Annotated in this window: 25 protein-coding genes and 2 pseudogenes; 9 read left to right on the top strand and 18 right to left on the bottom strand. The window is 62.5% G+C overall.

Annotated features, from left to right (window positions below; genetic code table 11):
* Positions 1-26 precede the first annotated feature (26 nt).
* The 13 genes and pseudogenes from AC2CGW_RS08385 to paaF form a co-directional block, all read right to left on the bottom strand.
* Positions 27-1,595: pseudogene (locus AC2CGW_RS08385) on the bottom strand (cation acetate symporter); the annotation flags it as partial.
* A complete protein-coding gene (locus tag AC2CGW_RS08380) occupies positions 1,586-1,894 on the bottom strand; it encodes a DUF485 domain-containing protein (protein WP_054890632.1) in 309 nt (102 codons plus the stop codon). The gene AC2CGW_RS08380 and the pseudogene AC2CGW_RS08385, both read right to left, overlap by 10 nt.
* A 288-nt stretch (positions 1,895-2,182) precedes the next feature.
* Positions 2,183-3,259, bottom strand: coding sequence for a 1,2-phenylacetyl-CoA epoxidase subunit PaaE (paaE, locus tag AC2CGW_RS08375; RefSeq protein ID WP_186664837.1), 1,077 nt, complete (start codon positions 3,257-3,259; stop codon positions 2,183-2,185).
* 15 nt (positions 3,260-3,274) lie between these two features.
* Positions 3,275-3,808: a 1,2-phenylacetyl-CoA epoxidase subunit PaaD gene (gene paaD, locus AC2CGW_RS08370; protein WP_484573848.1), complete on the bottom strand. Its 534-nt coding sequence runs from the start codon at positions 3,806-3,808 to the stop codon at positions 3,275-3,277.
* On the bottom strand, positions 3,795-4,553 hold the full coding sequence (gene paaC / locus AC2CGW_RS08365; RefSeq protein ID WP_186664832.1) for a 1,2-phenylacetyl-CoA epoxidase subunit PaaC: 759 nt from the start codon (positions 4,551-4,553) through the stop codon (positions 3,795-3,797). Before paaC ends, paaD begins: the two co-directional genes overlap by 14 nt.
* 8 nt (positions 4,554-4,561) lie before the next feature.
* Positions 4,562-4,843 (bottom strand): 1,2-phenylacetyl-CoA epoxidase subunit PaaB, encoded by a 282-nt coding sequence (gene paaB, locus AC2CGW_RS08360; RefSeq protein ID WP_004374528.1) that lies wholly within the window; start codon positions 4,841-4,843, stop codon positions 4,562-4,564.
* Positions 4,844-4,869: 26 nt separating this feature from the next.
* A complete protein-coding gene (gene paaA / locus AC2CGW_RS08355; RefSeq protein ID WP_484573847.1) occupies positions 4,870-5,859 on the bottom strand; it encodes a 1,2-phenylacetyl-CoA epoxidase subunit PaaA in 990 nt (329 codons plus the stop codon).
* A gap of 262 nt (positions 5,860-6,121) precedes the next feature.
* Positions 6,122-7,441 (bottom strand): phenylacetate--CoA ligase PaaK, encoded by a 1,320-nt coding sequence (gene paaK, locus AC2CGW_RS08350; RefSeq protein WP_186664829.1) that lies wholly within the window; start codon positions 7,439-7,441, stop codon positions 6,122-6,124.
* A 111-nt stretch (positions 7,442-7,552) separates the two neighbouring features.
* Positions 7,553-8,773: a 3-oxoadipyl-CoA thiolase gene (gene pcaF, locus AC2CGW_RS08345; protein WP_186719328.1), complete on the bottom strand. Its 1,221-nt coding sequence runs from the start codon at positions 8,771-8,773 to the stop codon at positions 7,553-7,555.
* Complete coding sequence (paaI, locus tag AC2CGW_RS08340; RefSeq protein ID WP_484573846.1) at positions 8,766-9,221, bottom strand: hydroxyphenylacetyl-CoA thioesterase PaaI; 456 nt, start codon at positions 9,219-9,221, stop codon at positions 8,766-8,768. The genes pcaF and paaI overlap by 8 nt, the downstream gene beginning before the upstream one ends.
* Positions 9,214-10,731, bottom strand: a complete 1,518-nt coding sequence (gene paaH, locus AC2CGW_RS08335; RefSeq protein ID WP_484573845.1) for a 3-hydroxyacyl-CoA dehydrogenase PaaH — start codon at positions 10,729-10,731, stop codon at positions 9,214-9,216. Before paaH ends, paaI begins: the two co-directional genes overlap by 8 nt.
* 1 nt (position 10,732) lies before the next feature.
* On the bottom strand, positions 10,733-11,524 hold the full coding sequence (paaG, locus tag AC2CGW_RS08330; RefSeq protein ID WP_186664819.1) for a 2-(1,2-epoxy-1,2-dihydrophenyl)acetyl-CoA isomerase PaaG: 792 nt from the start codon (positions 11,522-11,524) through the stop codon (positions 10,733-10,735).
* A 37-nt stretch (positions 11,525-11,561) separates the two neighbouring features.
* Positions 11,562-12,335, bottom strand: coding sequence for a 2,3-dehydroadipyl-CoA hydratase PaaF (gene paaF / locus AC2CGW_RS08325; protein WP_186664816.1), 774 nt, complete (start codon positions 12,333-12,335; stop codon positions 11,562-11,564).
* A 308-nt stretch (positions 12,336-12,643) separates the two neighbouring features.
* On the opposite strand from paaF, the gene paaY reads away from it, so the two are divergent.
* The gene (gene paaY / locus AC2CGW_RS08320; protein ID WP_411384399.1) at positions 12,644-13,243 is read left to right on the top strand and encodes a phenylacetic acid degradation protein PaaY; all 600 of its coding nucleotides are present in this window, start codon (positions 12,644-12,646) and stop codon (positions 13,241-13,243) included.
* Between the two features lie 77 nt (positions 13,244-13,320).
* Positions 13,321-14,244, top strand: a complete 924-nt coding sequence (gene paaX, locus AC2CGW_RS08315; protein ID WP_484573844.1) for a phenylacetic acid degradation operon negative regulatory protein PaaX — start codon at positions 13,321-13,323, stop codon at positions 14,242-14,244.
* A gap of 117 nt (positions 14,245-14,361) precedes the next feature.
* Here paaX and AC2CGW_RS08310 read toward each other — a convergent pair whose 3' ends face one another.
* Together AC2CGW_RS08310 and AC2CGW_RS08305 are read right to left on the bottom strand one after the other, a co-directional pair.
* Positions 14,362-14,493 (bottom strand): hypothetical protein, encoded by a 132-nt coding sequence (locus AC2CGW_RS08310; protein WP_426352098.1) that lies wholly within the window; start codon positions 14,491-14,493, stop codon positions 14,362-14,364.
* Between the two features lie 28 nt (positions 14,494-14,521).
* Positions 14,522-14,707 carry a Rossmann-fold NAD(P)-binding domain-containing protein gene (locus AC2CGW_RS08305; RefSeq protein WP_202885222.1) on the bottom strand — a complete coding sequence of 62 codons (186 nt, stop codon included), beginning with the start codon at positions 14,705-14,707 and terminating at the stop codon, positions 14,522-14,524.
* A 96-nt stretch (positions 14,708-14,803) separates the two neighbouring features.
* On the opposite strand from AC2CGW_RS08305, the gene AC2CGW_RS08300 reads away from it, so the two are divergent.
* Entirely contained in the window at positions 14,804-16,051 is a 1,248-nt protein-coding gene (locus AC2CGW_RS08300) for a type IV pilus secretin PilQ (protein ID WP_484573843.1), read from the top strand.
* Here AC2CGW_RS08300 and AC2CGW_RS08295 read toward each other — a convergent pair.
* Positions 16,007-16,717, bottom strand: a complete 711-nt coding sequence (locus tag AC2CGW_RS08295; RefSeq protein ID WP_484573842.1) for a hypothetical protein — start codon at positions 16,715-16,717, stop codon at positions 16,007-16,009. The genes AC2CGW_RS08300 and AC2CGW_RS08295 overlap by 45 nt on opposite strands.
* Positions 16,718-17,694: 977 nt before the next feature.
* Positions 17,695-19,170 (bottom strand): PAS domain S-box protein, encoded by a 1,476-nt coding sequence (locus tag AC2CGW_RS08290; RefSeq protein WP_411384401.1) that lies wholly within the window; start codon positions 19,168-19,170, stop codon positions 17,695-17,697.
* 197 nt (positions 19,171-19,367) lie between these two features.
* Between AC2CGW_RS08290 and AC2CGW_RS08285 the strand changes: the two genes are divergently transcribed.
* Together AC2CGW_RS08285 and AC2CGW_RS08280 are read left to right on the top strand one after the other, a co-directional pair.
* Complete coding sequence (locus AC2CGW_RS08285; protein WP_186664786.1) at positions 19,368-20,354, top strand: hypothetical protein; 987 nt, start codon at positions 19,368-19,370, stop codon at positions 20,352-20,354.
* Positions 20,355-20,427: 73 nt separating this feature from the next.
* Complete coding sequence (locus tag AC2CGW_RS08280; RefSeq protein WP_484573841.1) at positions 20,428-20,607, top strand: CsbD family protein; 180 nt, start codon at positions 20,428-20,430, stop codon at positions 20,605-20,607.
* 386 nt (positions 20,608-20,993) lie between these two features.
* Here AC2CGW_RS08280 and AC2CGW_RS08275 read toward each other — a convergent pair whose 3' ends face one another.
* Positions 20,994-21,536 (bottom strand): cytochrome b, encoded by a 543-nt coding sequence (locus AC2CGW_RS08275; protein ID WP_484573840.1) that lies wholly within the window; start codon positions 21,534-21,536, stop codon positions 20,994-20,996.
* 363 nt (positions 21,537-21,899) lie between these two features.
* Here AC2CGW_RS08275 and AC2CGW_RS08270 point away from each other — a divergent pair, with 363 nt between their 5' ends.
* The 4 genes and pseudogenes from AC2CGW_RS08270 to AC2CGW_RS08255 all read left to right on the top strand — a co-directional run.
* Positions 21,900-22,289, top strand: coding sequence for a DUF2946 family protein (locus AC2CGW_RS08270; RefSeq protein ID WP_186709024.1), 390 nt, complete (start codon positions 21,900-21,902; stop codon positions 22,287-22,289).
* A 71-nt stretch (positions 22,290-22,360) separates the two neighbouring features.
* Positions 22,361-24,514 (top strand): TonB-dependent receptor, encoded by a 2,154-nt coding sequence (locus AC2CGW_RS08265; protein ID WP_484573839.1) that lies wholly within the window; start codon positions 22,361-22,363, stop codon positions 24,512-24,514.
* 5 nt (positions 24,515-24,519) lie between these two features.
* Positions 24,520-25,995, top strand: a complete 1,476-nt coding sequence (locus tag AC2CGW_RS08260) for a PepSY domain-containing protein (RefSeq protein ID WP_484574010.1) — start codon at positions 24,520-24,522, stop codon at positions 25,993-25,995.
* A pseudogene (locus AC2CGW_RS08255) lies at positions 25,956-26,606 on the top strand (cytochrome d ubiquinol oxidase subunit II); the annotation flags it as partial. The gene AC2CGW_RS08260 and the pseudogene AC2CGW_RS08255, both read left to right, overlap by 40 nt.
* Between the last annotated feature and the right edge of the window lie 81 nt (positions 26,607-26,687).

Raw genomic sequence — 26,687 nt, 5'->3', positions numbered from 1 at the left:
ATATCCGACATTCGAGGTTCAAGGGTTCAGTGCTTGCTGGCGCCCGCGGCGCCGATCCCGGTCATGGAGCGAATGAACTGGCCCAGGTAGCGGCCACGTTCTTCGCTGGCCCGTTGCGAGCTGTCGGTGACCGAGAAGGCCCAGGCACCGAGGAAGGCCAGGCTCATGGAGAACAGCGCCGGGTTGCTGTAGGGGAACAGCGCGCGCTCGTTGTGCAGCACGTTGACCCACACCGCCGGGCCCAGCACCACCAGCACGATGGCCGAGACCAGCCCGGCCATGCTGCCGGCTACTGCGCCACGGGTGGTCAGGCCCTTCCAGAACATCGAGAGCAGCAGCACCGGGAAGTTGACCGAGGCGGCGATCGCCAGCACCAGGCCAGAGAGGAAGGCGATGTTTTGCGATTCGAACAGCAACCCCAGCAGCACCGCGAGCAGGCCGATCAGCAGAGTAGCGATGCGCGACATGCGCATTTCTTCCTGCTCGCTGGCCTGGCCCTTGCGCACGACGCAGGCATAGAGGTCGTGGGAGATCGCCGAGGCACCGGACAGCGCCAGGCCTGCGACCACGGCAAGAATCGTGGCGAAGGCCACCGCCGAGATGAAGCCCAGGAACAGGTTGCCACCCACGGCCTGGGCCAGGTGCACGGCGACCATGTTGCCGCCGCCGATGATCGCGCCGCTGGCGTCTCGGTAGGCCGGCTCGGTCCCCACCATGACGATGGCGCCGAAACCGATGACGATCAGCAGCAGGTAGAAGTAGCCGATGAAACCTGTGGCGTAGAACACGCTCTTGCGTGCTTCCTTGGCGTCGCTGACGGTGAAGAAGCGCATGAGGATGTGTGGCAGCCCGGCGGTGCCGAACATCATGCCCAGGCCCAGCGAGATGGCGTCGATGGGGTTGGACAGCAGTGCCCCGGGGGCCATGATCGCCTGGCCCTTGGCATGCACCGCCACGGCGCTGGAGAACATTGCCTCGGTGCTGAAACCGAAATGCTTGAGCACCATGAACGCCATGAAGGTGGTGCCCGACAGCAGCATCACCGCCTTGATGATCTGCACCCAGGTGGTGGCGAGCATGCCGCCGAAGGTCACGTACAGCACCATCAGTACGCCTACCAGGGTGACGGCGTAGAGGTAGCTGATACCGAACAGCAACTCGATCAGCTTGCCGGCACCGACCATCTGCGCCACCAGGTACAACAGCGCGACGGTCAGTGTGCCGAACGCTGCGCTCAGGCGCACCGGGGCCTGGGCCAGACGATAGGAGACCACGTCAGCGAAGGTGTACTTGCCCAGGTTGCGCAGGCGCTCGGCGATCAGGAACAGGATGATCGGCCAGCCGGCGAGTACGCCCAGGGCGTAGAGCAGGCCGTCGTAGCCGTTCATGAACATCATCGCCGAGATGCCGAGGAAGGACGCGGCGCTGATCATGTCGCCCGCGATCGCCAGGCCGTTCTGCATCCCGGTCAGACCGCCGCCTGCCGTGTAGAAATCACTGGTCGAGCGCGTGCGCGCCGCGGCCCAGCGGGTCACCAGCAGGGTGAAGCAGACGAACACCATGAACATCGAGATGGCAGTCCAGTTCATTGCGCGCACTCCTGGCGAACCTTGTCGTTGAGCGGGTCGATGACGCGGTTGGCACGGTGCATGTAGATGCCGGTCAGGGCGAACGACAACAGCACCATCAGCACCCCCACCAGCATGCCGACGCTGGTGACGCCGCCACTGAGCGACTGGCCGAGCAGGCCGGGGGCGAAGGCCACCAGCAGCACGAAGCCGTAGTAGGCGGCGAGCATGGTGAGGGTGAGGCTGCCATTGAGGCGGCGCTTGCGGCGGATCAGTTGCTGGAAGTCGGGGTGCTTGCTGATGGAATCGATGTGCTCGGGTGTCATGGGAAGCGGTCCTCTGTCTTGTAATTGTTTTTTCAGGTCACGCAGGGTGTTGCAGGGTTGCTGGCGGCCTCATCGCGGGACGAGCCCGCTCCCACAGATACAGCAGTGACCATGGATCTTGTGGGAGCAACGGTCTTGCTCAAAATTTGAAGTCCAGCCCAATCCCTGCGGGAGCGGGCTCGTCCCTTTAAAGTCCAGCCCAATCCCTGCGGGAGCAGGCTTGTCCCTTTAAAGTCCAACCCAATCCCTGTGGGGGCGGGCTCGTCCCGCGATGAAGGCGACGCGGTCTCAAAGCTGATCGAAATCCAGCACCACGCGATCGCTCAGCGGATACGTCTGGCACGACAGCACATACCCCGCCGCCACCTCGTAGTCCTCCAGCGCATGGTTGCTGTCCATTTCCACCTCGCCCTCGATGACCCGGCACTTGCAGGTCGAGCACACCCCGGCCTTGCACGAATAGGGCAGTTCGGCACCGATGGCATTGCCGGCATCGAGGATGTTCTGGCTGTTGCGCGGCAGGTCGAAGGCCAGTGCGCGGCCATCGCTGATCACGGTGATATGGCTTAGCGCCGAGTCCAGCTGGCGCGCCGCCTCGCGGGCTTCGCGCCGGGTTTCGCTGCCGGCGGCGGCGAACAGCTCGAAATGGATGCGTTCGCGTGGCATGCCGTTGTCTTCGAGGCTGGCACGCACGGTTTCGGTCATCGCCTGCGGCCCGCAGATAAAGGCGGCATCGAGGGCCTGCACGTCGAGCCAGCGAGAGAACAGCTGGCCGCACTTGTCGGCGTCGATACGGCCGTTGTACAGGTCGACATCCTGCTGTTCGCGGCTGAACACGAAAATCAGGTTCAGGCGGTCCAGATAGCGGTTCTTCAGGTCTTCCAGACGATCGCGAAACAGTGCGCTGTTGCTGGCGCGGTTGCCGTACAGCAGGGTGAAGCGGCTGTTGGGCTCGCAGGCCAGGGTGGTGGCGATGATCGACAGGATCGGGGTGATACCGCTGCCGGCGGCCACTCCCAGGTAATGGCCGTAGCGCTCGGCCTGCAGCGGCACGAAGAAGCTGCCGCTGGGCGGCATCACCTCCAGTTGCTGGCCGGCCGCGAGCACGTCGTTGGCGAATGCCGAGAAGCGCCCGCCCGGCACGCGCTTGACCGCCACGCGCAGCTCGCCGTCCTGCACGGCACTGCAGATCGAGTAGGAACGGCGCACCTCCTCATCGTCGAGAAAGGTACGCATCACCAGGTACTGGCCTTGGGTGAAGCGGAACGCGTCCTGCAGATGGGCGGGGACGTCGAAGGCGATCGACACGGCGTCGCGTGTCTCGTGGCGCACTTGCTTGATGGTCAGGCTGTGAAACTGGCTCATGGTCGTCTCCACGGCTCAAATGCATTTGAAATAGTCGAACGGCTCCATGCACTCGCGGCAGCGATAAAGCGCCTTGCAGGCCGTGGAGCCGAACTGGCTGAGCAGTTCGGTATGGGTGCTGCCGCATTGCGGACAGCACACCTGGGGGGCTTCGCCGAGCAGGCTGCGCTTGCTGGCGCTGCCCTGGGGCGGCGCGATGCCATAGACCCGCAGGCGCTCGCGGCCCTGGTCGCTGATCCAGTCGGTGCTCCAGGCTGGGGTCAGACGGCGTTCCAGCGCAGGCTGGGCAAAACCGGCCTGTTCCAGGGCCTGGCGGATATCGCCCTCGATCACCTCGGTGGCCGGGCAGCCGGAGTAGGTGGGGGTCACCACCAGGTGCAGGTGGCCGGCGCGCCAGTCGAGGTCGCGCACGATCCCCAGATCGACCACGCTGACCACCGGCACCTCCGGGTCCATGACCTGCTCCAGCACCGCCCAGGCCCGCGCCAGGTCGCCCTCGCGCAGGCTGCGGGCGCCACGGTCGCCGGCGATCAGCTCACCAGGTCGCATCGGGGTAGGCTCGTGGCAGGAACTGCATCTCGGCCAGCAGCAGGCCCAGATGTTCGGTGTGCAGTCCCTTGCGACCGCTCAGGTAGAAATGGCTGGCAGGCGTGGGCTGCGGCAGCTCGACCGAGGCGAACACGGCGCTGACCTGGGCAAGCCAGGCTTGACCCACCTGCGCCGGGTCGGCGGCAATACCCGCGGCGGCCAGGCGCGTCTCGCTTTCACTGCCCTGGCTCAGCTCCACGGTGAAGCGCCACAGTGCCGGGATCGCCGCGAGCATGCGGCGACGGCTTTCGTCAGTGCCCCCCCCCAGACGCTGCACCCACTCAGCGGAGCGGCGCAGGTGATAGGTGACCTCCTTGAGCGCTTTGGCCGCGATCCCGGCGATGCGCGGATCGCTGGAGGCGCACAGGCCCTCGAGCATCGCCAGGTGCCAGGCGTCGTAGAGGAACTGCTTGGTCATGGTCACGGCAAAATCGCCGTTCGGTTGCTCGACCAGCAGCAGGTTGTGGAAGGCGCGCTCGTCACGGCGAAACGCCAGGGCGTCGGCATCGCGGCCGTCGTCGAGCAGTTCGGCGGCGTACTCCAGCCAGTTGCGCGCCTGGCCGACCAGGTCGAGGCCGACATTCATCAGCGCCAGCTCTTCTTCCAGTGCCGGGGCGTGGCCACACCATTCGCACAGGCGCTGGCCCTGGATCAGGGCGCTGTCACCGAGCAGCAGCAGGTAGGGGATCAGATCGTCGTTGTGCATGGCGGGCCTCACATGTGTCCGACTTCGTCAGGCAGCTCGTAGAAGCTGGCATGGCGATAGACCTTGTCGTCCGAAGGGGCGAACAGCGGGTCTTTTTCGTCAGGCGAAGAGGCGGTGATCAGCGCCGAAGGCACCACCCACAGGCTCACGCCTTCGCTGCGCCGGGTGTACAACTCACGGGCATTCTCGATGGCCATGGCCGCGTCGGCGGCATGCACACTGCCCACGTGCTTGTGGTTCAGGCCGTGCTTGCTGCGCACGAATACTTCGTAGAGGGTCCAGACAGACATGTTCGATCTCCGCATCGGTCGCCGCTTCAGGCGGCGTTCTTGTTCTGTTGCTTGCGCGCATAGGCCACGGCAGCCTCGCGTACCCAGGCACCGTCTTCGATGGCCTGGCGACGGGTGGCGACCCGCTCCTGGTTGCAGGGGCCGTTGCCCTTGATCACTTCGTAGAATTCGTCCCACTGGATTTCACCGAAGTCGTAGTGGCCGCGTTCGGCGTTCCACTTCAGTTCCGGGTCAGGGGCGGTGCAGCCGAGCAGTTCGAGCTGCGGTACGGTCTGGTCGATGAAGCGCTGGCGCAGGTCGTCGTTGGTCTGGCGCTTGATCTTCCAGGCCATCGACTGGGCGCTGTTGGGGGAGTGTTCGTCGCTGGGGCCGAACATCATCAGCGAGGGCCACCACAGGCGATTGATCGCGTCCTGGACCATGTCCTTCTGCGCCTGGGTGCCGTGGCGCATCATGGTCAGCAGCAGTTCGTAGCCTTGGCGCTGATGGAAGCTCTCTTCCTTGCAGATACGGATCATCGCGCGCGAGTAGGGACCGTAGGAGGTACGTTGCAGTACCACCTGGTTGACGATCGCCGCTCCGTCGACCAGCCAGCCCACCGCGCCCATGTCGGCCCAGCTCAGGGTCGGGTAGTTGAAGATGCTCGAGTACTTGGCCTTGCCGCTGTGCAGCTTGGCGATCTCTTCGTCGCGGTCGGCGCCCAGGGTCTCCATGGCGCTGTACAGGTACAGGCCGTGGCCGGCCTCGTCCTGGATCTTGGCCATCAACTGCAGCTTGCGCTTGAGGCTCGGGGCGCGGGTGACCCAATTGCCCTCGGGGAGCATGCCGACGATTTCCGAATGGGCGTGCTGGGAGATCTGGCGAATCAGGGTCTGGCGATAGGCCTCGGGCATCCAGTTTTTCGGTTCGATCTTGATCTCGGCGTCGATCTTCTCCTGGAAGTGGCGCTCTTCGGGCGACATCTCTTCCAGTGACTTGACACGTTTGACGCCGGTTTCGACTAGCTGTGCGTACATGTTCGGGCTCCCGCCTCAGGGGTGGTTGGGGCATGGAGTTCTTTATAAGCGATACGAGATCTAACATCAAACATAAAATAATGTATCGTATGAAATTGTGTATCACGTTGCGGCCCTATCGCGGGACGAGCCCGCTCCCACAGGCGGCTCGCTGATCCTGGAGTCAGTGGGAGCGGGCTCGTCCCGCGATAGGGCCGGCAAATACGGCGCAAAAAAAAGCCCCGGACGAGGCCGGGGCAGAAAAAGGCAGCCGAATCGAAAGTCAGCTGGCCAACCGTTTGTCGTAGACGTGGCAAGCCTTGCCCTCGGAGCGCTTCAACGTCCCGCAGGGCTGCAGGCGAATCTGCGTGCTGATGCCGATGTAGGTCTTGATCTGCTTGCTCAGCTCACCCACAAGCGCCTTGCGCGTAGCGTCGTCCAGGTACTGGCTGTCGGCACGTAACTCCACGTGCACTTCCACACTATCGAGATTGCCATTGCGATACAGATGAATCTCGTAAAGCTCGGAAAGCTGTTTTATTTTCAGCACCTGCTCTTCGATCTGCGTAGGGAACACATTGACCCCGCGGATGATCAGCATGTCGTCGCTGCGCCCGGTGATCTTGCCGATCCGCCGCATCGGCCGTGCCGTGCCGGGCAGCAGGCGGGTCAGGTCGCGGGTGCGGTAGCGCACCATCGGTAGCGCCTCCTTGCTCAGTGACGTGAACACCAGCTCGCCCAGTTGCCCGTCCGGCAGGACCTCGCCAGACACCGGGTCGATGATCTCGGGATAGAAATGGTCTTCCCAGATGGTCGGGCCGTCCTTGGTCTCGATGCACTCCATGGCCACGCCCGGCCCCATGATTTCCGACAGGCCATAGATGTCCAGGGCATTGATGCCCAGGCGTTGTTCGATGGAGCGGCGCAGCTCGTCGGTCCAGGGTTCGGCACCGAAGATGCCCAGGCGCAGCTTGAGGTCGTTGGGGTCGATGCCCTGGCGTTCGATCTCGTCGGCCAGGTTGAGCATGTAGGACGGCGTGACCATGATGATGTCGGGCTGGAAGTCGCGGATCAGCTGCACCTGCTTCTCGGTCTGGCCGCCGGACATGGGGATCACCGTGCAGCCCAGGCGCTCGGCGCCGTAGTGAGCGCCCAGGCCACCGGTGAACAGGCCGTAGCCATAGGAGACATGCACCTTGTCGCCCTTGCGTCCGCCTGCGGCGCGGATCGAACGGGCGACCACGTTGGCCCAGGTGTCGATGTCGTTCTGGGTGTACCCGACTACCGTGGGTTTGCCCGTGGTGCCGCTGGAGGCGTGCAGGCGTACCACTTCCTCCTGGGGGACGGCGAACATGCCGTAAGGGTAGTTGTCACGCAGGTCGCTCTTGCCGGTGAAGGGGAAGCGCGACAGGTCTTCGAGCGACTTCAGGTCGTCCGGATGGGCGCCGCAGGCGTCGAAACGCTGGCGGTACAGCGGCACCTTGTCGTAGGCGTGGCGCAGGCTCCAGCGCAGGCGTTCGAGCTGGTGCTGGCGCAGGGCGTCGACACTGGCGGTTTCCATGGGGTCAAGCAGGGCGCGTTCGGCATCGTGGTACATGTTCATGGCTTCACTCGAGTTGTTCTTGTACGCCGGCCCGTCGAGGAGCCGTGAGTGTCATGGTGGGCAGCATACTGCCCGTTGCAGCGTGGGTCGCGGTCCGTTGGTCGAGGTGCCTCAAAGGCGCTCGATCACCATGGCGATGCCCTGGCCGACGCCGATGCACATGGTGCACAGGGCGTAGCGCCCGCCGGTCAGCTCCAGTTCGTGCAGGGCAGTGGTGACCAGCCGTGCGCCACTCATGCCCAGCGGATGACCCAGGGCGATGGCGCCACCGTTGGGGTTGACCCGTGGATCGTCGTCGGCAACGCCCAGCTCGCGCAGCACTGCCAGCCCTTGGGCGGCGAAGGCTTCGTTGAGCTCGATCACGTCCATGTCGGCCAGGGCAAGGCCGGTCAGTTCCAGCACTTTGCGCGTCGCTGGCACCGGGCCGATGCCCATGATGCGCGGCTCGACTCCGGCTGCGGCCATGCCGACGATCCGCCCGCGCGCCTTCAGGCCGTGGCGGCTGGCTGCGCTGCTGCTGGCCAGCAGCAGTGCGCAAGCACCGTCGTTGACCCCCGACGCGTTGCCGGCGGTGACGCTGCCACCTTCGCGAAACGGCGTACCAAGGCGCGCCAACTGCTCCAGGGTGGTGTCGCCGCGCGGGTGCTCATCCTGTTCGACCACCTTGGCCGGGCCCTTGCGCTGGGCGATCTCGACCGGGACGATTTCGCGCGCCAGGCGGCCATTGGCCTGGGCGGCGGCAGCCTTGTGCTGGCTGCGCAGGGCAAAGGCGTCCTGGTCGGCGCGCGAGATGCCGAACTGCTCGGCAACGTTCTCGGCGGTCTCGGGCATCGAATCGATGCCGTATTGCGCTTTCATCAGGGTGTTGACGAAGCGCCAGCCGATGGTGGTGTCGAACAGTTCCGCACTGCGGCCGAAGGCCTGTTCGGCCTTGCCCATGACGAAGGGAGCGCGGGACATGGATTCGACGCCGCCGGCCAGCATCAGCCCAGCCTCGCCACAGCGCAGGGCGCGGGCGGCGTTGCCGATGGCGTCCAGGCCCGAGCCGCACAGGCGGTTGAGGGTGGTGCCCGGCACCTCGACAGGCAGCCCGGCCAGCAGCGTCGCCATGTGCGCAACGTTGCGGTTGTCTTCGCCGGCCTGGTTGGCGCAGCCGAGGATCACATCGTCGATGGCGTGCCAGTCCAGCTCTGGATGGCGGGCGATCAATGCCTTGATCGGGATCGCCGCCAGGTCGTCGGCACGCACGCTGCTCAGGGCGCCGCCGTAGCGGCCGATGGGCGTGCGTACGGCGTCGATGATCAGGGCGTCGTTGAGGGTCGGTTCAGTCATCTTGCGTCTCCTGCGTCAGCACGCTGCCGCGCAACTTGTAGGACTTGCCATGGAACAGCGCCACCAGCTCGCCACGCTGGTTTTCCAGGCGCACGTCGTAGAGGCCGGTGCGGCTCTTGCGCACCACTTCGTGGGCGGTGGCGGTCAACTGGTCGCCGAGCAGCGCCGGGGCCACATAATCGATGCTGCAGCACAGGGCCACGGTGGCCTCGTCGTGGCTGTTGCAGGCAAAGGCGAACGCCGAATCGGCCAGGGCGAAGAGAAAACCGCCCTGGCAGGTGCCGTGGCCCTGGATCATGTCGGCGCGCACGGTCATGCGCACCGTGGCGTTGCCGGGGCCGGCCTCGAGCAGTTCGATGCCCATGCCTTGGGTCGCAGGGTCACGGGCGTACATGGCGTTGGCGCAAGCGCGGGCCAGCGCTTCGGGGGTGCGAGGTGTGTCAGTCATGCAGGCGGCCTCCTTCGGCATGGGTGCGGCGCAACAGCAGGGAAGGGCGATAGCGTTCTTCGCCGTAGGCCTGTTGCAGGTGTTCGAGGGTGCGCAACGTGTGGGTAAGGCCCATGCGGTCGGCCCAGGCCAGCGGCCCCAGTGGATAATTGACCCCGGCGCACATGGCCAGGTCGATGTCGGCCGCCGAGGCGACGCCTTGCAGCACGGCATCGGCGGCTTCGTTGGCGAGCATGGCCACCGTGCGCAGCACGGCGAGCCCCGGCAGATCAGCCAGGGCGCTGACGGTGAACCCGGCGCGCTGGAGCAGTGCGACAACCTGATCGCGGGCTTCGATCGTGGTGCTCCTGGCCCAGGTGATGGCGATGCGGGTAGCGCTGCTGTAGTCCAGGGCGAGGTCGATCAGCACCAGATTCTGCAGGCCGTCGTCGCGGGCGCGCTGGCTGGCCAGGCGACCGTCGGACAGGGCCAGGGTGGCGTCGCCAATGCGCAGCAAGCCCTGGCCGGCGCGCTGGGTTAGCTCGATGCCGCTGGCGCTCAGGCGTTGCACCAGCGGCTGCATGACGCCGAGGTCGCCCTCGACCACGCAGCGCGTGACCTCGGCAGCGCTGCGCAATTCTGCAGGCTGCGGGCGTTCGGCGCCCTCGCGGTAGTCATGGAAACCCTGGCCGCTCTTGCGTCCCAGGCGCCCGGCCGCCACCAGTTCCTTCTGTACCTGCGAGGGTTGGAAGCGCAAATCCCCGTAGTAGGCGTCGAACACCGAGCAGGTGACGGCGTAGTTGACGTCGTGGCCGATCAGGTCGGTGAGTTCGAACGCGCCCATGCGGAACCCGCCGGCCTCGCGCAACAGTGCATCGAGGGTCGCGCAGTCGGCTGCGCCTTCCTGCAGCAGGCGCAGGCTCTCGGCGTAGAATGGACGGGCTACGCGATTGACGATGAAACCAGGGGTGGAGCGCGCATGCACCGGCTGCTTGCCCCAGGCCTTGGCGGTGTCGTACAGCGTATCGGCCACGGCCGGTTCGGTCGCAAGCCCCGACACGACCTCGACCAACGCCATCAAGGGTGCGGGATTGAAAAAATGCATGCCGACCACTTGCCCGGGACGAGCAAGCCCCGCTGCCAGGCGGGTAATCGACAACGACGAGGTGTTGCTGGCGAGGATGCAGGTTTCTGCGCAGAGGGCTTCGAGCTGGTGCAGCAGTTGCTGCTTGATCTCGAGGTTTTCCACGATCGCCTCGATCACCAGCGCTGCATCGGCCAAGGCCTCGAGGGACTCGGCAGGTTGCAGGCGGGCAGTGATCAGCTCGCGCTCACAGGGGCTCAGCTTGCCTTTTTCCACCTGGCGCGCCAATTGCCGGGCGATGCCGTCGATGGCCTGCGCTGCAGCGCCCGGGCGATTGTCATAAAGCCGGACTGGATGCCCGGCCTGGGCTGCAACCTGGGCAATGCCGGCACCCATGGCGCCAGCACCGATCACCGCAACCTGAGCTTCAATGTGCAAGGCGCTCATCTCAGCACCCCTTGAACGTCGGCGTACGCTTTTCCATGAAGGCGCTGACGCCTTCGCGGTAGTCGTCGCTGCGCCCCGCCAGGCGTTGCAGGTCGCGCTCGAGCGTCAGTTGCTGGTCGAAACTGTTGTCGAAGCTTGCGTTGAGGCTGCGCTTGATCAGTGCCAGGCCATAGGTGGGCTGAGCGGCCAGGTGCCGCGCCAGGCGCAGTGCTTCGTCGCGCAGCTCGGCATCGTCCACCACGCGGTGAATCAGCCCCCATTGCTCGGCCTGTTCGGCGCTCAGACGCTCACCCAGCATGGCCAGGGCTTTCGCGCGGGCCATGCCGACCAGTCGCGGCAGCAGCCAGGTGCCGCCGGAATCCGGAATCAGGCCGATGCGGCAGAACGCCTGGATGAAGCTGGCCGAGCGGGCGGCCAGCACCAGGTCGCAGGCCAGTGGAATATTGGCGCCGGCGCCGGCGGCCACGCCGTTGACCGCGCAGATCACTGGCATCGGCAAGTCGCGCAGGCTGCGGATCAGCGGGTTGTAGAACTGCTCGATCGAATGACCCAGGTCGGGGCGCTCGGCGCCGGGGGCGACATTGCGATCGGACAGGTCCTGGCCGGCGCAGAAACCCCGGCCCTCGCCGGTCAGCAGCAGCACCCGCGCCTGCGCGCTCTGGCGCACCTGCTTGAGGGCCTCGCGCACCTCGAGGTGCATGTCGGCGTTGAAACTGTTGAGTTGCTCGGGGCGGTTGAGCGAGAGGAGGGCGACGCCGTCCTCGATGGAAAACAGGATGTGCTGGAAGCTCATGGCAAGCGCGCTCCGTCAGTCGGTGGAATCGAGTGGTTCAGCGGCCGATGAAGTTGGCCGGGCGTTTTTCCTGGAAGGCGCGGATGCCTTCGTCGCGGTCGGCAGTGCCGGCCAGCAGGGTGAAGGCATGTCGTTCGAAGCGCAGGCCGCTGGCGAGGTCCGTATCCTGGGCCTTGAGCAGGGCCTCTTTGGCCAGGCGCACGGCCAGGGGCGCCTTTTGCGCGATGCTGCGGGCCACCTGCAGGGCGCGTTCGACGGTCAGTTCGGGCTGGGTCATTTCGCTGATCAACCCGGCCTGCAAGGCATGGCGGGCATCGAGGGTTTCGCCGGTGAGCACCAGTTGCATGGCCAGGGGCTTGCCGACCGCGCGAAGCAGGCGCTGGGTGCCACCCGCGCCGGGGATGATGCCGAGGTTGATCTCTGGTTGGCCGAAGCGAGCGTCGGCCCCGGCGATCACGATATCGGCGCACATCACCAGCTCGCAGCCACCGCCCAGGGCGAAGCCGTTGACGGCGGCGATCAGGGGCTTGGGGAAGGCGGCGATGCGTTGCCAGTGGGCGACGCGGGGATCGTTGAGGATGCCGACCAGATCGCGCTCGGCCATCTCGTTGATATCGGCGCCGGCGGCAAAGGCCTTGCGATTGCCAGTGATGACCACCGCGCGGGTGTGTTCGTCGTGGGCAGCGGCGTCGAGTTCGTTGGCGAGTTCTGCCAGCAGCTCGGTATTCAGGGCGTTGAGGGCTTGCGGGCGGTGCAGGGTGATCAGGCGGACACCGTCCGCCGGGGCCTGCACAACGAGGTTGCTTGGCATGGTGGTACCTCAGGCTGCACGTTTGGCGCCGGTCAGGGCTGGCCAGTTCTTGGAATCGGTTGCAGTGGTGGCGCAAGTATAGGCTCAAAGCGATACGAAATATCAATATTAAAATTAAATTGGTGTATCTGAATATTCGGGGGTGATCGATGGGACTGCTGGATTCCCTTTGCATGCAGGGATTTAGCCTTCGTTTGCGGTGGCTGCGTAGAGCGAATCACAAAGCGATACAGCCATTTCGAAATTGACTGATTCACTTGAAATGATACATGATCATCTAACGTCATGAATCACATTGAGTCACTCTCATGCCCTGCTATCGCCTCGACGGCTTGACCCCCGTGGTCCATTCCACCGCCTATGTCCACCCCAGTGCCGTACTGATCGGCGATGTGATCGTCGGCCCCGGCTGTTATGTCGGGCCTCTCGCTGCGTTGCGGGGCGACTTCGGGCGCATCGTCCTTGAGGAGGGCGCCAATCTGCAGGACACCTGCGTGATGCATGGCTTTCCGGGTGGTGACACGGTCATCGAGCGCAATGGTCATGTTGGCCATGGCGCAGTGCTGCATGGGTGCCGAGTGGGGGCGGATGCGCTGATAGGCATGAATGCGGTGGTGATGGATGGTGCGCATATCGCGCCACGCTGCATCGTTGCGGCCACGGCATTCGTCAAGGCGGGCTTCACCTGCGAGGCGCAGAGCCTGGTGGTGGGCTCGCCGGCCCAGGTCAGGCGTGCACTGAGCGACGAGGAGGTCGCCTGGAAGCAGCGCGGCACTCAGGAGTACCAGGCACTTGCCAGGCGTTGCATGGCATCGATGGTGGAGTGTCCGCCGCTGAGTGCGGCCGAACCCGGGCGCCCGCGCATGGGCGATACGGGGCTGCGGCCGAAGGCGGGGCATGGCGCATGAGCATTGCCGTGTCGCGCCATGGTCAGGCGGGGCGGGGTAAAGGTATAGTCGGGGCTTTCCCCGCGCCCAGTTCCCCCATGAGCAGCCTCGTACCCCTGAATCACCTGATCACCCGCTTCCGGGAGCAGACGCCGATCCGCGCCAGCTCGCTGATCATCACGCTGTATGGCGATGCCGTCGAACCCCATGGTGGCACGGTGTGGCTGGGTAGCCTGATCGGCTTGCTGGAGCCCTTCGGTATCAACGAGCGGTTGATTCGCACCTCGATCTTCCGCCTCACCAAAGAAGGCTGGCTGACCGCTGAAAAGGTCGGTCGCCGCAGCTACTACAGCCTCACCGGCACCGGCCGACGACGCTTCGAGAAGGCATTCAAGCGGGTCTACAGTGCCAGCTTGCCAGCCTGGGACGGCGCCTGGACGCTGGTGCTGCTCTCGCAGTTGGACGTTGCCAGGCGCAAGGCAGTACGTGAAGAGCTGGAGTGGCAAGGCTTCGGAGCCATCGCCCCTAACGTGATGGGATGCCCGCGCGCCGATCGCGCGGACCTCGCGGCGACCCTGCGCGAGCTGGAGGCCGAGGAAGACAGTATCGTCTTCGAGACCCATGCCCAGGAAATTCTCGCCTCCAAGGCCATGCGTGCGCAGGTCAAGGAGAGCTGGGGAATCGACGAACTGGGCCAGCACTACAGTGAGTTCATTCGGCTGTTCCGCCCGCTGTGGCAGGCACTGCGCGAGCAGGAAGCGCTGGAGGCGCAGGATTGCTTCCTGGCGCGCACCTTGTTGATCCACGAATACCGGCGTTTGCTGCTGCGGGATCCGCAGTTGCCTGACGAACTGTTGCCCGGCGATTGGGAAGGTCGCGCAGCGCGCCAGTTGTGCCGCAACCTCTATCGCCTGGTGTCGCCCAAGGCCGAAGCCTGGCTCAATGACACGCTGGAGACGGCGGACGGACCGCTACCGGATGCCAGTGAAAGTTTCTATCGTCGTTTTGGTGGTTTGAGCTGAAACGGTACGTGGTACGTATCACGGTACATCTTAAGATTCGAGGCCGACGTACTGTTTTGGCCAACACCTGAAAGCTGGCGCGCCCTGCGAGGGCGCGGACCAGCCAGAGCGTATTGCTCAACCGCGTTCGACCAACCCCGCCAACACCGTCTGCAGATCGGTACGCGCCTGGCGCGGCGTGCCTTCAAAATCGATCCAGCCTGCATTGAAGCCATCCAGCATTTGCATGCGCGGTAGCGGGTTCTGCATTCCCTGCGCAAGGAACAGTGCCTCCCAGCTATTGTTCCATTTCACCCAGCTGCGATAGCAGGTTGGGGTGGCTGGCCTGCGCGCCAATGGTGGACAGGCACACCACGCGTGACGGTTTGCTGGCCAGCAGTGCTGCGTGCAGATTGGCGAGTATCGCGCGGGTTTCCGGGAAATCAGGGCGAGGGTCGAAGTTCGGCGGCAGCAGCACGAACACGGCAGTGGCGTCTTGATTGGAGGATTGATTGGGGGAGGGGGTTAGCGTAGCGCTGCCCCCTTCACCAATTAATCCATTTTTCCCGGACTCTTTCTCATGACTACATCTAATATTTTTTGCCGCTTCATCATTGCATTATCCTTCTCAGCCTTTCTCTCGCAGGCTAATGCTTCTGAAACTACCCAACCATTGACGTTTGATTTCCAAACTATCCAGGTATCTGCTGCACTTCAGCTTCTTGCAGACTATCGCGGGCTTAATCTAGTCCTGGGAGAAGGCGTTACCGGCTCCATGTCGATGCGTATGAAGGACGTTAGTTGGGACGATGCTATTGAATTCGTCACGGGTCCTCGCGGTCTTCTGTACACGGTCGACGGTAAGTTTCTTCGCGTCAGCGCATATCCGCATACGGATGACGATTCCGGTGGTACCTTAGGGACTTTTACAGGGTCGTCTGGCTCGCTTTCAGATCCAGCTACACCGTCTTATAAGGTCACCGTATTAAAGGTTCGAAACATTCCATCGGCAGATGCCATTAAGGCGTTTCCGCTCGACCAGGGCGAAAGTTTGAACGCTGAAGAAGGCTCGTCAGTTGTTGTTGCACGCATGAGTGACGAACGCTTGGTCGAACTGCGCACATATCTGACAGCCGTTGATTACTCGCGTAAACAGGTGATGATCGAGGCCCGCATAGTCGAGGTTGATCGGTCATACTCGAAGAATCTCGGTGTTCAATGGTCCGGTTCTGTTGGTAGCGGTGCCGGTACTTTGATTGGCAGCGTTCCATTGGGCCTGACACCAGCTGCTATCGCTGGGCTTGGGATTACATCCAGGTCGTTCAATTTGGATGCTGAGCTGAACGCAATGGAGCAAGCGGGCAGGGGGCGTGTAATCTCCAGCCCGCGCGTGTTCACCACTGATCGGCATCAGGCGAAAATCATCAAAGGCTCTCAGGTTCCATACCAACAGTCGGCCGGTGACGGGGCGACATCCGTCTCTTTTAAAGAGGCTGCGCTTTCGCTCGATGTCACTCCGCTTGTGAACGATACCGGCGTGCTCCTGGACGTGATCCTTTCAAAGGATGAACCTGATTATTCGAAGGCAATGAACGGGGTGCCACCGATCAACACCACGTCGCTGACGTCCCGGGTGTTTTCGGGCTTTGGGAAAACTGTGGCGTTGGGAGGCGTGTACTCGGATACGGATAGCACCGTTGTGCGTAGCGTGCCGTTTTTTGGGCAGATCCCAGGGCTCAAATGGCTGTTCAACAGCAGTTCGACCGTGAAGACTGAAACCGAGCTAGTTTTGTTTCTGACGCCGCGCTTGGTAGATGCGCCTATATAACTCAACTAAATGAATATTTAGTCGAGTTATTCCGCGAAAGCATAACGCGAAGGGTAGGGTTATTCCTTTTTTGGGCCCGGTCGATTCCAACTCTTGAAGAGCGTTAAGCGCGTTCTGGGAAGCATCCTCGGACTGCTGGATTTTTTGTATCACCGATCCGACATGCTTTGAAATGTCTTCATCTTTGGCTGAGTTGGGTAGGTCGGCGGTCATCATGACTATTTGCTTCAGGTTGTTCACATGAAAAAACGCGCTAGCCAATTCGTTGTTAATTTTTTCACTGAATATGTCTGCTTTATCTAGAAACTGAGACGGCAGATCAATCGTAATTGACGACACTTTTTCACCTAGCGTCTTTCGAGCATTCTCATCGATCAGTAATCGCTTGATTTGGACGGCTGAAAAATTGTCGCATCGGAACCTTGCAACTTCGACGCGCGTAGCTCCGATTGGTGTTTTCATGATTTGAGCCAAGAGCTTCGCGCTCGCTGAGCGTTCACGTTTTCTTTGCTGGTTATCACGATACCAAACACACACTGCGAAGATTGCTGCGACGGCCGTCGCCACGGCGCTGATTGCATTCCAGTCAATTTTCCAATCTGTACAAAGCCACATTCCGTTTCTCCGGCGCCGAGTGGAAGCAACATCGTTGCTAAAGGCGGGCATTCAAGCATGCGGGGAACGCATCGCCAAGCGGTGCCTGTAGGAGCTGGAGCACAGCGATCAAGGCCAAGAGCTGGCTTCAAATCTGTCCACCCAGAGCCCCGGCAGCTCCATACGAAGGTGCGCATAATGTATATTATGTTAAATCATGTGCTATGTAATAAATGTTCATGAGCCTTGTAAGGCCTTGGCGTTCATGGTGAACCATAGAATTAGGTGGCTGCCGATGAGTCTGATTCAGTGCCGTCTTTCTTCAGGTCAGCGTGTACCGCTGCTCTTGCAGGCTGGTAACGCCGCGCCTAAGGTTCTAAGCACGCCTATGTCACCACCAATGACCGCGAACATGACCCCGCCAACCCGCGTACTGAAGAGCCTGCGCTGAAAACCCACGGACGAACCGTAGGTGTTTCTGCGCAGCTGCATGAGGTCTACGAGCACTACATCCAGAGCGAACGTTCGCCGACCGTTTCTTGGCTTACCTGGTCGAGCAGCATGGAGCGCGCCACGGGCGAACTCCGGCGAGTCTGCGGTTGGACTGAGACCTCGGCGAGGCCACGTCGTTATCTGGCCGAGTCTACGAACCGCCATAACGCACAGCGTGCCTCGGCAGCTTGGGGCCGGCTTGACAGTCAAGAAGGTTCGTCGTGACTCAATCAGCCGATCACGAACAGGCATCACCCTCCTCCCCTCCAGCCTACGTGTTCAAAGGACCGGCTCATGTTGCGATTCGAACCCGCACCAACGACCAACCAAGGTACGCAGATTCTTCTCGCGACGCATCTCAGCCATACGGACTTGGCCGTAGAGCTCCAGATAGCGGTTAAGGAAACTCTGAACAAGTTGCCCATCAGCCGGAAATGGGCGGCTTGGGGACGCCGAAAAGACCGATTTTCAGCCGCAGATTATTGGAAAACCAAGACAACGCACCAGCCCTACCGATGACGTGCATTGTCGAACCAAGCATCTTGAAACGCACGCATTCACCCTGCAAACAATCTTCGCTCCCGAGCCCAGACGATCGCCTCACTACGGCTGTGTACGTCGAGTTTGGAATACACTGTGGCTACATGGTTGCGCACGGTGTTGAGTGCCAGGTTCAACCGCGCTGCGATTTCCTTGTCGGCAAGACCTTCGCAAATGAGTGCCAACACATCACGCTCTCTTCGCGTAAGGTTGGTAAACGACGCATCAGGCAAACGGCCTGTGTTAATGCGCTTGGCATTGGCCAACTTTTCTATCAGGGTTTGGCTAAACCACGATGCATCCTGCATGACTGTCTCGATCGCCTCGACCAGCTCGAGTTCCGAACGTTTGCGCTCGGTGATATCCATCATGACTAGCAGGTAGCATGGAGTGTCCTGCAGGCTTACGGTGTCAGCTTGCAGGACGCAGTGGAGTCGGTCGTCATTTTTTTTACGCAGTTTCAGGTCCAGCCCCTCAATGCGCCCTGTTTTTTCCAATACGTCGAACACCTGAGCTGTAATGCGGCTATCGTCCATGAAATTGATTTCAGCCACCGTTTTGCCTAGCAGTTCCTGCGCGGTGTACCCCAGAGTGTCGAGAAAGGCTTCGTTGGCATCGATCAGTTGCTGCCTGTCAGCGCTGCACAACAAGGTAGGCACGGGGCTCAGGCGAAACGCCTTGGCGAAGCGCTCCTCGCTCTGACGCAGTGCATTTTCCGCCTTGCGCCTGGGCTCAAGGTCGGTGAATGAGAACAACATGCAATCTTCCTCATGCATGTCCAATGGTTGTCCCGCCACGATGACCAGCTTCGTGCCTCCATCCGGCAAGCGCAATTCAGCCTGCATCTGCGGGATAGTTGCCCCCTCTATGAGGCGCTCGATCGCCAACTCCTTGCGCTCGGCGTTTTCCAGCACATCTACCTCATAGACAGACCTGCCGATGACGTTATCCCGCACATGGCCGGTCATTTCCAGAAAGCCTTGATTGACTTTGATAAAACGTAGATCGCTGAGCCGGCAGATAACCGCAGGCGCCGGGTTGGCATTGAAGGTTTTTTCGAAGCGCTGCTCGGCGCTGGCCCATTCAGTGGCATCGGCGATGATCAGCACCAGCGATTCAGCGTCGCCCTTGCTGTCCGCCAGCACCATGCTGCGCACCCTGTGTACCCGGCTGCGCGCCTCCTCCTCGCCAACGGCTGTAACCTCTACCATCACATCGCTGAAGACCTCTCCAGCGGCCACCCGGGCAATAGGGTACTGCTCGGGTTCAAGCGGGTGATTGTTGCGGTAACGCAACGTGAATCGCTCGCGGTAAGCCTCAGCGTTGCTGCCCAGCTGTTCCAGGCTGTCGACGTCATGCATGCGCAGGGCCGCTTCGTTTGCCCAGATTATCGATTGGTCGACTTCCAGCAGGATCACACCATCGGACAAGCCGGCGATGATTTGCTGAAGCTGGCGGCGGTTGGTCTCGCGTGCGAGCACGGCGTCACTCATGGCAGTTCTCCATTGCGCATGTCGGTGTTACCTGGAGCTTAATCGCTGCAACCAGGCCAAGGGTGGTGCCAATGCACTAGTCGATCAGGTGCAGATGCGCCATTACAGCCTTGCATGAGACCTGCAAACTGGCCCTGACGTTGCACCAGAGGTATCAGTTGCTGGTGCTGCCAGTCCAAACTCTCGAGGATGCATAGATGACGGAATCGTATGTGACCACCCCAGCCAACGCTGTCAGCACGCTGAGGGTATCCTGGAGCGCCGTGTTCGCAGGCGGCGCCATCGCCTTGGCCAGCTACCTGATACTCAGTGTGCTGGGAACGGCCATCGGCGCCGGGGCCGTTGACCCTATGGCTGAAGGCAATCCCTTACGCGGCTTTGGTACGGGCGCGGGGGTTTGGTTGTTCATCAGCACGGTGATCTCCGTGGCAGCCGGCGCCTGGGTGGCCGGCCGTACCGCCCCTACCCGAGGAGGCCTGCATGGCCTGTTGAGTTGGACGCTGACCACGCTGATGGCTACCTGGCTGCTGGCTTCTTTGGCGGGTAGCGTGGTCGGCACCGCAGGCAACATTGCCGGCAAAGGCCTGTCGCTTGCAGCCGATGGCGTCGCTGCTGCTGCGCCTGGTGTTGGCCAAGGCATCAAGGAGCAACTGAACAGACAGGGTATCTCGCTTGACTGGGACAGCCTGGAAGCTGAGCTGAACAAAACGCTTGAGCAGTCCGGCAAGGCTGAACTTAACCCCTCGACCTTGGAGCAAAAGACCGATCAGCTTCAAGCCCAAGGTGAGTCTGCGGGTCAAGTCGCAGCCGAAAACCCGACCCTGACGATCGACCAGCTCAAGCAGTGGTTCGAGCGAGTACGCAAAGCCAGTGAGCCTGCTCTGAGTGCGGCAGACAAGGAAGCCTTGGTCAATATCGTCGCTGCGCGCACCGGAAAGAGTCAGCAAGAGGCCGAGCAAGTGGTTGATAACTACGCCCGCGCTTATCAACAGGCGGCTGAACAGGTGAAGGCTCTGAAAGAACAGGCAGAGCAGCAGGCACGCGAAGCTGCTCAAGTCGCTGCTAGCAACGTATCGAAAGCCGCCTGGGGCACCCTGGTAACGCTTCTGATCGGTGCTGCCTTGAGCTTTGCAGTCGGCCGCTTCGCGTTGTTGTCACGCAAGACACGTGTCATCGCTGAATGACATGCAACTCAACCGATGCACGCACGGTTCTTCCAACCCACGGTTCACTGATGATTGTCGCAGGAGAAAAATGATGAGCAGCGCTTCGGACAAAGTTAAAGGCATGGCTAACGAGGCTGTCGGCAAGGTCAAACAAGCCGTAGGCAAGGCCACCGGTAACACGGAACTGGAGTTGAAAGGCAAACTGCAGGAGAAAAAAGGGGAAGCACAGCAAGTAGTCGGTGATGTCAAGGACGCGCTCACCAAGGATTAACCTCCTCAACTGTTGTGAATGAGCGGTCGTCAGCGGACGACCGCTCATTCATTGCGTGCTTTGCTGGCTTGCGCAAGCATGAATGCCAATCAGCGCGTAACCACCGTTACCTAAGCTCCAGGGCATCTGGGGTTCATCGTTTGGAGGAAATGGGGACCCTCGTGTTTTGGTATCACGATGACGCCTATCTTGCTGGTTGCCGGAAAGAAGCACCGTATGCAGTCGCTGGCATGCGCCAAGGTGCCCGGTAGGTTCCGGGCAGCGAGCCAAGCGAACAAGCCGAACAGCGCAACAACCAGCGGCGGCGGGATGCGGTTTTCCATGAGGAATTCCTGAAAGGAACGAACCTGCCAGCATGGGGGTTAAAGGCACTTCAGGGTCAAGTGCTACCAGTGCGGCAGCATGCGCCTGAGGGTGTTGTCCTTGATCAAGTAGTGGTGTGCCAGGCCTGCACACGCATGAAGCCCAATCAGCGCGTAGCCAGCGTTACCGACCAGCTCATGCCAGTCCTTCAGCGTTCTGGCCAAAGCAGGGTCGACAGGAACGGGCGAAGGCAGAACGATGCCCCAGTACGGCAACGGCTTACCAGCAGCGCCCAGCATCAGCCAGGCCAACAATGGCGTAACGATCATCAAACCGTACAAGGCCAGGTGCATGACGCTGGCCGTCGCCGTCTGCCAGGTAGGTGGCGTGGGCAGGATGGCGGGACGTGGGCTAAGCCGCCCAATCAGGCGTACCCATACCAACGCGAATACGGCGATACCCATCAGCGCATGCAGTCCCAGCAATGGGCTCTTTAGTACGCTGCCTCGTGGCAATGCCCCGCGCAGCTCGATGCAGGCATAAATGCCGATGAACAAGATGACCATGCTCCAGTGCATGATGATGGACAAGCGACCGTAGCGGTCGCGAGTTGAATCGCGCTTCATATCCATGGCCTCGAAGAATTAGAGGGAGGTCCGTTACTACTGGGCGCGATGTAGAAGCCTTTCCCAGCAACCGGACAGCGTCAGGTTGCTAACTCAAGCTTAAGGAAGTCTGAAGTGATCGGCGTTGTGTGCCGGCGGCATCGCCGGCAGCGCGTATGTGGGTGGATTCACTCAACGGGGAGCAGCCGCGATGCCCAGGGTGAGTAACGGGTTGACAACCCAGGCTGTGGGTACGATGCCCAATCAACACAGCTCTGATGCATCCATTTGAGTGCTCGGTGACGCACCATCCTACTTTTCAGATACCGCAAAACCTGTAGAATTCGTCGCCGATCAGCCCTCTCCACCATCCGAGCTTTGCCCATGATGCTGGCCCGCCATCAAAAAGCGCACGTTGCCTGGCTCCTGTACTTCAGCATCCTGTTCGGTTCGTTGCTGTGCGCCATGGGCCATGGGCAGATGGCCGGCTTGCGCCTGGCCGGCCTGGATGACGCTGCCTGGTGCTCGGCCGACAGCAGCGGCGTGTTCAAGGGCGACCAAGACACCACCGACCCGGTGCTGTCCGCCGGCGGCGACTGCGTGATCGCCAGCCTGTTCAGCGCCACCCTGCTGGCGGTGTTCTTCGGCCTGCTGGCCCTGCTCGCCCGCGAGTCGAGTAAACCCTTACCCAAACAACCCACGCCACGCCTGCCCAAGCAGCGCTGGCCACTGGTCAATCCCCGCGCGTCCCCCGCTTTGCTTCTCGCGTTCTGACATCGCCACGCCCGAGTGCCGCCCGATCGGCAGCAAGCGTGCGCTCACCGATTTCAGCCAGGAAGCCTTGCATGTTCCGCATGACCACTTTGGCGCTGCTCATTGGCAGCGCAACCTGCGCCTGGGCGCAGGATGACACCCTGACCCTGCCCGCCAGCAACGTCACGGCCACCGCCGACCAACCCAAAGAAGCCACCACTCTGGACCTCGACCGCCCTATCGAAAGCGGCTCGCGGCTCAACCTCAGCGCCCGCGAAAACCCCGCCTCGGTCAGCGTCGCCGACCGCAAGACCATGGAGCGCATCGGCGCGCGCAATTTCCAGGACGCCGCCAACGCCCTGCCCGGGGTCAACGCCTCTGCACCGCCCGGCTGGGGCGGCTACGTGTCGTACCGCGGCTTCAATGGCGCCCAGGTCAGCCAGTTGTTCAACGGCATCAACCTGCAATACGGCGCCACGGCGCGCCCGGTTGGCGCGTGGATCTACGACCGCGTCGAACTGCTCGGCGGCCCCTCGTCGTTCCTCAACGGCAGCGGCGCCGTCGGCGGCAGCCTTAACATGATCACCAAGCTGGCCAACCGCGACGAGGACACCTTCGAAGGCCGCGTCAGCTACGGGCGCTACGACACGATGGAAACCTCGGTCGGCTTCAACAAGGCACTCAACAGCGGCGACGGCCCACGCCACTACGCGCGGCTCGACTACAGCCGCACCAGCAGCAACGGCTACATCGACCGTCAGGAGAACGGTGCCGGCAACCTGGCCTTCTCGCTGCTCAGCGATATCAACGACCAGCTCTCGCACACCCTCGCCATCGAATACCTGGAAGAAAAAGAAGACAGCCCGTACTGGGGCACGCCGGTGTTGCAGCCACTGGTGGGCACCCTGCACATTGACAAGCACAACCGTTTCAACAACTACAACGTCGAGGACGGTCGCTACGAGCAGCGCACCCGCTGGCTGCGCTCGATCACCGACTACCGCTTCGACGACAACACCCAACTGCGCAATACCTTCTACCACTACAACGGCCAGCGCGATTACCGCAACCTCGAGGTGTACCGCTACAACGCCGGCAACACCAGCATCGCCCGCTCCGGCGGCTACCGCCAGCGCCACGACCAGGAGGTCAACGGCGACAAGGTCGAGCTGACCCACCAGGGCCAGCTGTTCGGCCTGGCCAGTGACTGGGCATTCGGCATGGACTACAACACCAACCAGCAGACCAACTACCCGCTGTCCAAGGGCGCGTTCGACACGGTTGACCCGAACGGCTTCGAGCCCGGGCACTTTCTCGATATCCCCGGCATGGACGCACCCATGACCAAGGGCCGCACCACTACCACCGACACCACTTCGGCCTTCATCGAGAACCGCACCCGCCTGACCGACCAGCTGTCATTGATCACTGCGCTGCGCTATGACCATATCGATTTCGACGTGGTCGACCATGTGGCGCGCGCCAAGCTCGACCGGCGCTGGGACGCCATCACCGGGCGCCTGGGCCTGGTCTACGACTTGACCTCCAGCATCAGCCTGTACACCCAGTACAGCACCTCGGCCGAGCCGCCGGGAGGTACCTTGACCAGTGCCTCGATCAGCCAGGTAGGCGACTTCGACCTGAGCACCGGCAGGCAGGTTGAAGTGGGCAGCAAGTTCGACTTCCTCGACGGACGCGGCACGGCTACCGCAGCGGCTTACCGGATCGTGCGCAAGAACATCTCGGTGCCCTCCTCGACCGTGCCAAACACCACCGAGCAGGCTGGCCAGCAGACCTCCACCGGCATCGAGCTGGCGGCCTCGCTCAAGGTCACGCCCAAGCTGCTGGCAGCAGGTAACTTCAGCTGGGTGAATGCCGAGTACGACGAGTTCAATGAGACCATCAGCGGTGTGGTGTATTCGCGCAAAGGCAAGAACCCGGTCAACATCCCGGACCGCGTGGCCAACTTGTGGTTGACCTACGACCTGGCGCCGGGCTGGCAGGTCGGCGCCGACGCCCGCTACGTGTCGTCGGTGTACGCCAACACCGCCAATACCGCGTGGGTACCGTCCTACACCGTCTACGGGCTGTCCATGACCCACGACCTGGACAAGCACGTGCAGGTCAGCGCCCGCCTGCGCAACCTCACCGACGAGGTCTACGCCCGCTTCATCCACCAGACCAACACCCAGTATTACCTGGGTGAACCGCGCAGCCTGGAAGTCGCTGTGCAGTGGCGCTACTGATGGGCCTGAAGCGCCAGTTGTATCTCTGGCACCGCTGGCTGGGCATCGTCGCCTGCCTGTTCATGGCGCTGTGGTTCGTCTCCGGGGTGGTCATGCTGTATGTCGGCTACCCCAAGCTGACCCCGGCTGAGCGCCTGGGCCATCTGCCGGCGTTGCCGGCAGGGTGCTGCGCCGAGTTGCCGGCCAGCTGGGCGCAGCAGCCAATGAAAGCCCTGCGCCTGACCAGCCTGGGCGGGCGACCCTATTACCTGCTTGAACTGGCCGACGGCCGCCGTGTAACCCTCGATGCTGCAAGCGGTGATCAGTTGGCCAGCAGCGACTCTGCCTGGGCGCTGGCCACTGCTCGACAGTATGCCGGTGACGCGGCATTGACTTACCTGGGGACCGTGGATGAGGACATGTGGACACACTCACGCGCCCTGGACAGCGATCGGCCCTTGCACAAGGTGCAGGTAGCAGATGCTGCCGGTACCTGGCTGTACCTGTCCGGACGCACCGGCGAGGTGGTGCGCGACGCCACCGCCCAGGAGCGCGCCTGGAACTGGGTCGGTGCCTGGCTTCACTGGCTGTATCCCTTGCGCGGGGGATTCGGCTTCGACAATGGCTGGCGCACGCTGGTGATTGGTCTCTCCCTGCTCGGTACGCTCATGGCGGTCCTGGGCATGACGGTGGGGGTCCTGCGTCTGCGGTTGCGCAAACGCTATCGCAGCGGGTCATGCAGCCCCTACCCCGGTGGCTGGTTGCGCTGGCATCACATCGGCGGGCTGTTGTTCGGCGTGGTGCTGGTGTTATGGGTGTTCAGTGGGCTGATGTCCATGCGCCCCTGGGGCCTGACCGACAGCCATTCGCGCCTCGACCTGTCGGCCCTGCGCCAAGGGCCATTGCGCCCCGACGATTTCGCCATGCCGCTGCGCCAGGTCATGGCGCGCCTGGCCGAGGAGGATGGATTCGTCCCGGTCGAGCTGCAATGGCAGCGGCTCGCTGGCGTCACGTTCGTGGTCGCACGCGGCGCCAGCGGCGACAGCCGCCTGGTCGAAGCCGGCATGGCACCGAAGCGAGCCTTGTCCAGGCAGCGGCTGCTGGCCGCCGCCCAGGCCATCGCGCCGGGAGGCGCGGTCGAGGATCACTGGCAGACCGCCTACGACTTCCACTACTTTGCCCGTGATCCGCAAAGCATGTACGGCTTGCAGATGCGCCCACTGCCCGTGTTGGGCCTGCACTTCGCTGACCCTGCGCGCACGTGGGTATACCTGGACCCGGCCAGCGGCGAGGTGGTGGTCAGCTTCGACCGCACGCAACGGGTCGGCCGCTGGTTGTTCAACCTGCTGCACAGCTGGGATTGGCAACCTCTGCTGGCCAGGCCGCTGCTGCGAGAGAGCCTGCTCATTACCATGAGCATCGGTGGCCTGGTAATCGCGCTCAGTGGTGTCGTGCTGGGCTGGCGACGTCTGCGCAGGGTGTTCAAGCTGCCGTTACGTTGATTGCACGCTTGGTGAACAGCGCTGTGGTGTTCACACGACAGCGGCTTTATGCCGGAGGCGGGCTCGACTGGCTCACGCCGTTCAGCCTGTTCTGCGGGCTAGGCCTGGTGGTTGCCTACACCCTGCTCGGTTGCACCTGGCTGGTGATGAAGACCGAAGGGCCGCTGCAGCAACGCATGCACGATGTTGCCAGGCCTCTGGCGCTGGTGCTGCTGGTGGTGATCGCCGTGGTCAGCCTGTGGACACCGCTGGCCTACCCGCAAATCGCCGCCCGCAGGTTCAGCATACCCAACCTGCTCTGGTTCATGCCGGTGCCGATCCTGGTACTGGTGACCTTCTACGGGCTGCTGCGTGCCGTGGCACGCAACGCGCACTACACGCCGTTCTTGCTGACCCTGGCGCTGATCTTCCTGGGCTACAGCGGGCTGGGCATCAGCTTGTGGCCAAACATCATCCCGCCGTCGATCAGCATCTGGGAGGTCGCAGCGCCGCCGCAGAGCCAAGGCTTCATGTTGGTGGGCACACTGTTCATTCTGCCTATCATCCTCGGCTACACGTTCTGGAGCTATTACGTGTTCCGCGGCAAGGTGAGCCATGAAGACGGCTATCACCAGGGGCCCAACGTGATGACACCCAGTGTGAAGCAACCGATGTGGCGCCGCGGTGCGCCTGCGACAAAAAAGCGCACCACG

The sequence above is a fragment of the Pseudomonas sp. SYWMCR5 genome (genome assembly GCF_057197165.1).
This window is presented reverse-complemented; position numbering and strand designations above follow the sequence as displayed.

Bases quoted from the DNA above. Each gene is read 5' to 3' on its own strand.
- AC2CGW_RS08380 (WP_054890632.1), bottom strand. From the start codon at position 1,894: ATGACACCCGAGCACATCGATTCCATCAGCAAGCACCCCGACTTCCAG.
- paaE (WP_186664837.1), bottom strand. From the start codon at position 3,259: ATGAGCCAGTTTCACAGCCTGACCATCAAGCAAGTGCGCCACGAGACA.
- paaD (WP_484573848.1), bottom strand. From the start codon at position 3,808: ATGCGACCTGGTGAGCTGATCGCCGGCGACCGTGGCGCCCGCAGCCTG.
- paaC (WP_186664832.1), bottom strand. From the start codon at position 4,553: ATGCACAACGACGATCTGATCCCCTACCTGCTGCTGCTCGGTGACAGC.
- paaB (WP_004374528.1), bottom strand. From the start codon at position 4,843: ATGTCTGTCTGGACCCTCTACGAAGTATTCGTGCGCAGCAAGCACGGC.
- paaA (WP_484573847.1), bottom strand. From the start codon at position 5,859: ATGTACGCACAGCTAGTCGAAACCGGCGTCAAACGTGTCAAGTCACTG.
- paaK (WP_186664829.1), bottom strand. From the start codon at position 7,441: ATGAACATGTACCACGATGCCGAACGCGCCCTGCTTGACCCCATGGAA.
- pcaF (WP_186719328.1), bottom strand. From the start codon at position 8,773: ATGACTGAACCGACCCTCAACGACGCCCTGATCATCGACGCCGTACGC.
- paaI (WP_484573846.1), bottom strand. From the start codon at position 9,221: ATGACTGACACACCTCGCACCCCCGAAGCGCTGGCCCGCGCTTGCGCC.
- paaH (WP_484573845.1), bottom strand. From the start codon at position 10,731: ATGAGCGCCTTGCACATTGAAGCTCAGGTTGCGGTGATCGGTGCTGGC.
- paaG (WP_186664819.1), bottom strand. From the start codon at position 11,524: ATGAGCTTCCAGCACATCCTGTTTTCCATCGAGGACGGCGTCGCCCTC.
- paaF (WP_186664816.1), bottom strand. From the start codon at position 12,335: ATGCCAAGCAACCTCGTTGTGCAGGCCCCGGCGGACGGTGTCCGCCTG.
- paaY (WP_411384399.1), top strand. From the start codon at position 12,644: ATGCCCTGCTATCGCCTCGACGGCTTGACCCCCGTGGTCCATTCCACC.
- paaX (WP_484573844.1), top strand. From the start codon at position 13,321: ATGAGCAGCCTCGTACCCCTGAATCACCTGATCACCCGCTTCCGGGAG.
- AC2CGW_RS08310 (WP_426352098.1), bottom strand. From the start codon at position 14,493: ATGCAGAACCCGCTACCGCGCATGCAAATGCTGGATGGCTTCAATGCA.
- AC2CGW_RS08300 (WP_484573843.1), top strand. From the start codon at position 14,804: ATGACTACATCTAATATTTTTTGCCGCTTCATCATTGCATTATCCTTC.
- AC2CGW_RS08295 (WP_484573842.1), bottom strand. From the start codon at position 16,717: ATGCCCGCCTTTAGCAACGATGTTGCTTCCACTCGGCGCCGGAGAAAC.
- AC2CGW_RS08290 (WP_411384401.1), bottom strand. From the start codon at position 19,170: ATGAGTGACGCCGTGCTCGCACGCGAGACCAACCGCCGCCAGCTTCAG.
- AC2CGW_RS08285 (WP_186664786.1), top strand. From the start codon at position 19,368: ATGACGGAATCGTATGTGACCACCCCAGCCAACGCTGTCAGCACGCTG.
- AC2CGW_RS08280 (WP_484573841.1), top strand. From the start codon at position 20,428: ATGAGCAGCGCTTCGGACAAAGTTAAAGGCATGGCTAACGAGGCTGTC.
- AC2CGW_RS08275 (WP_484573840.1), bottom strand. From the start codon at position 21,536: ATGAAGCGCGATTCAACTCGCGACCGCTACGGTCGCTTGTCCATCATC.
- AC2CGW_RS08270 (WP_186709024.1), top strand. From the start codon at position 21,900: ATGATGCTGGCCCGCCATCAAAAAGCGCACGTTGCCTGGCTCCTGTAC.
- AC2CGW_RS08265 (WP_484573839.1), top strand. From the start codon at position 22,361: ATGTTCCGCATGACCACTTTGGCGCTGCTCATTGGCAGCGCAACCTGC.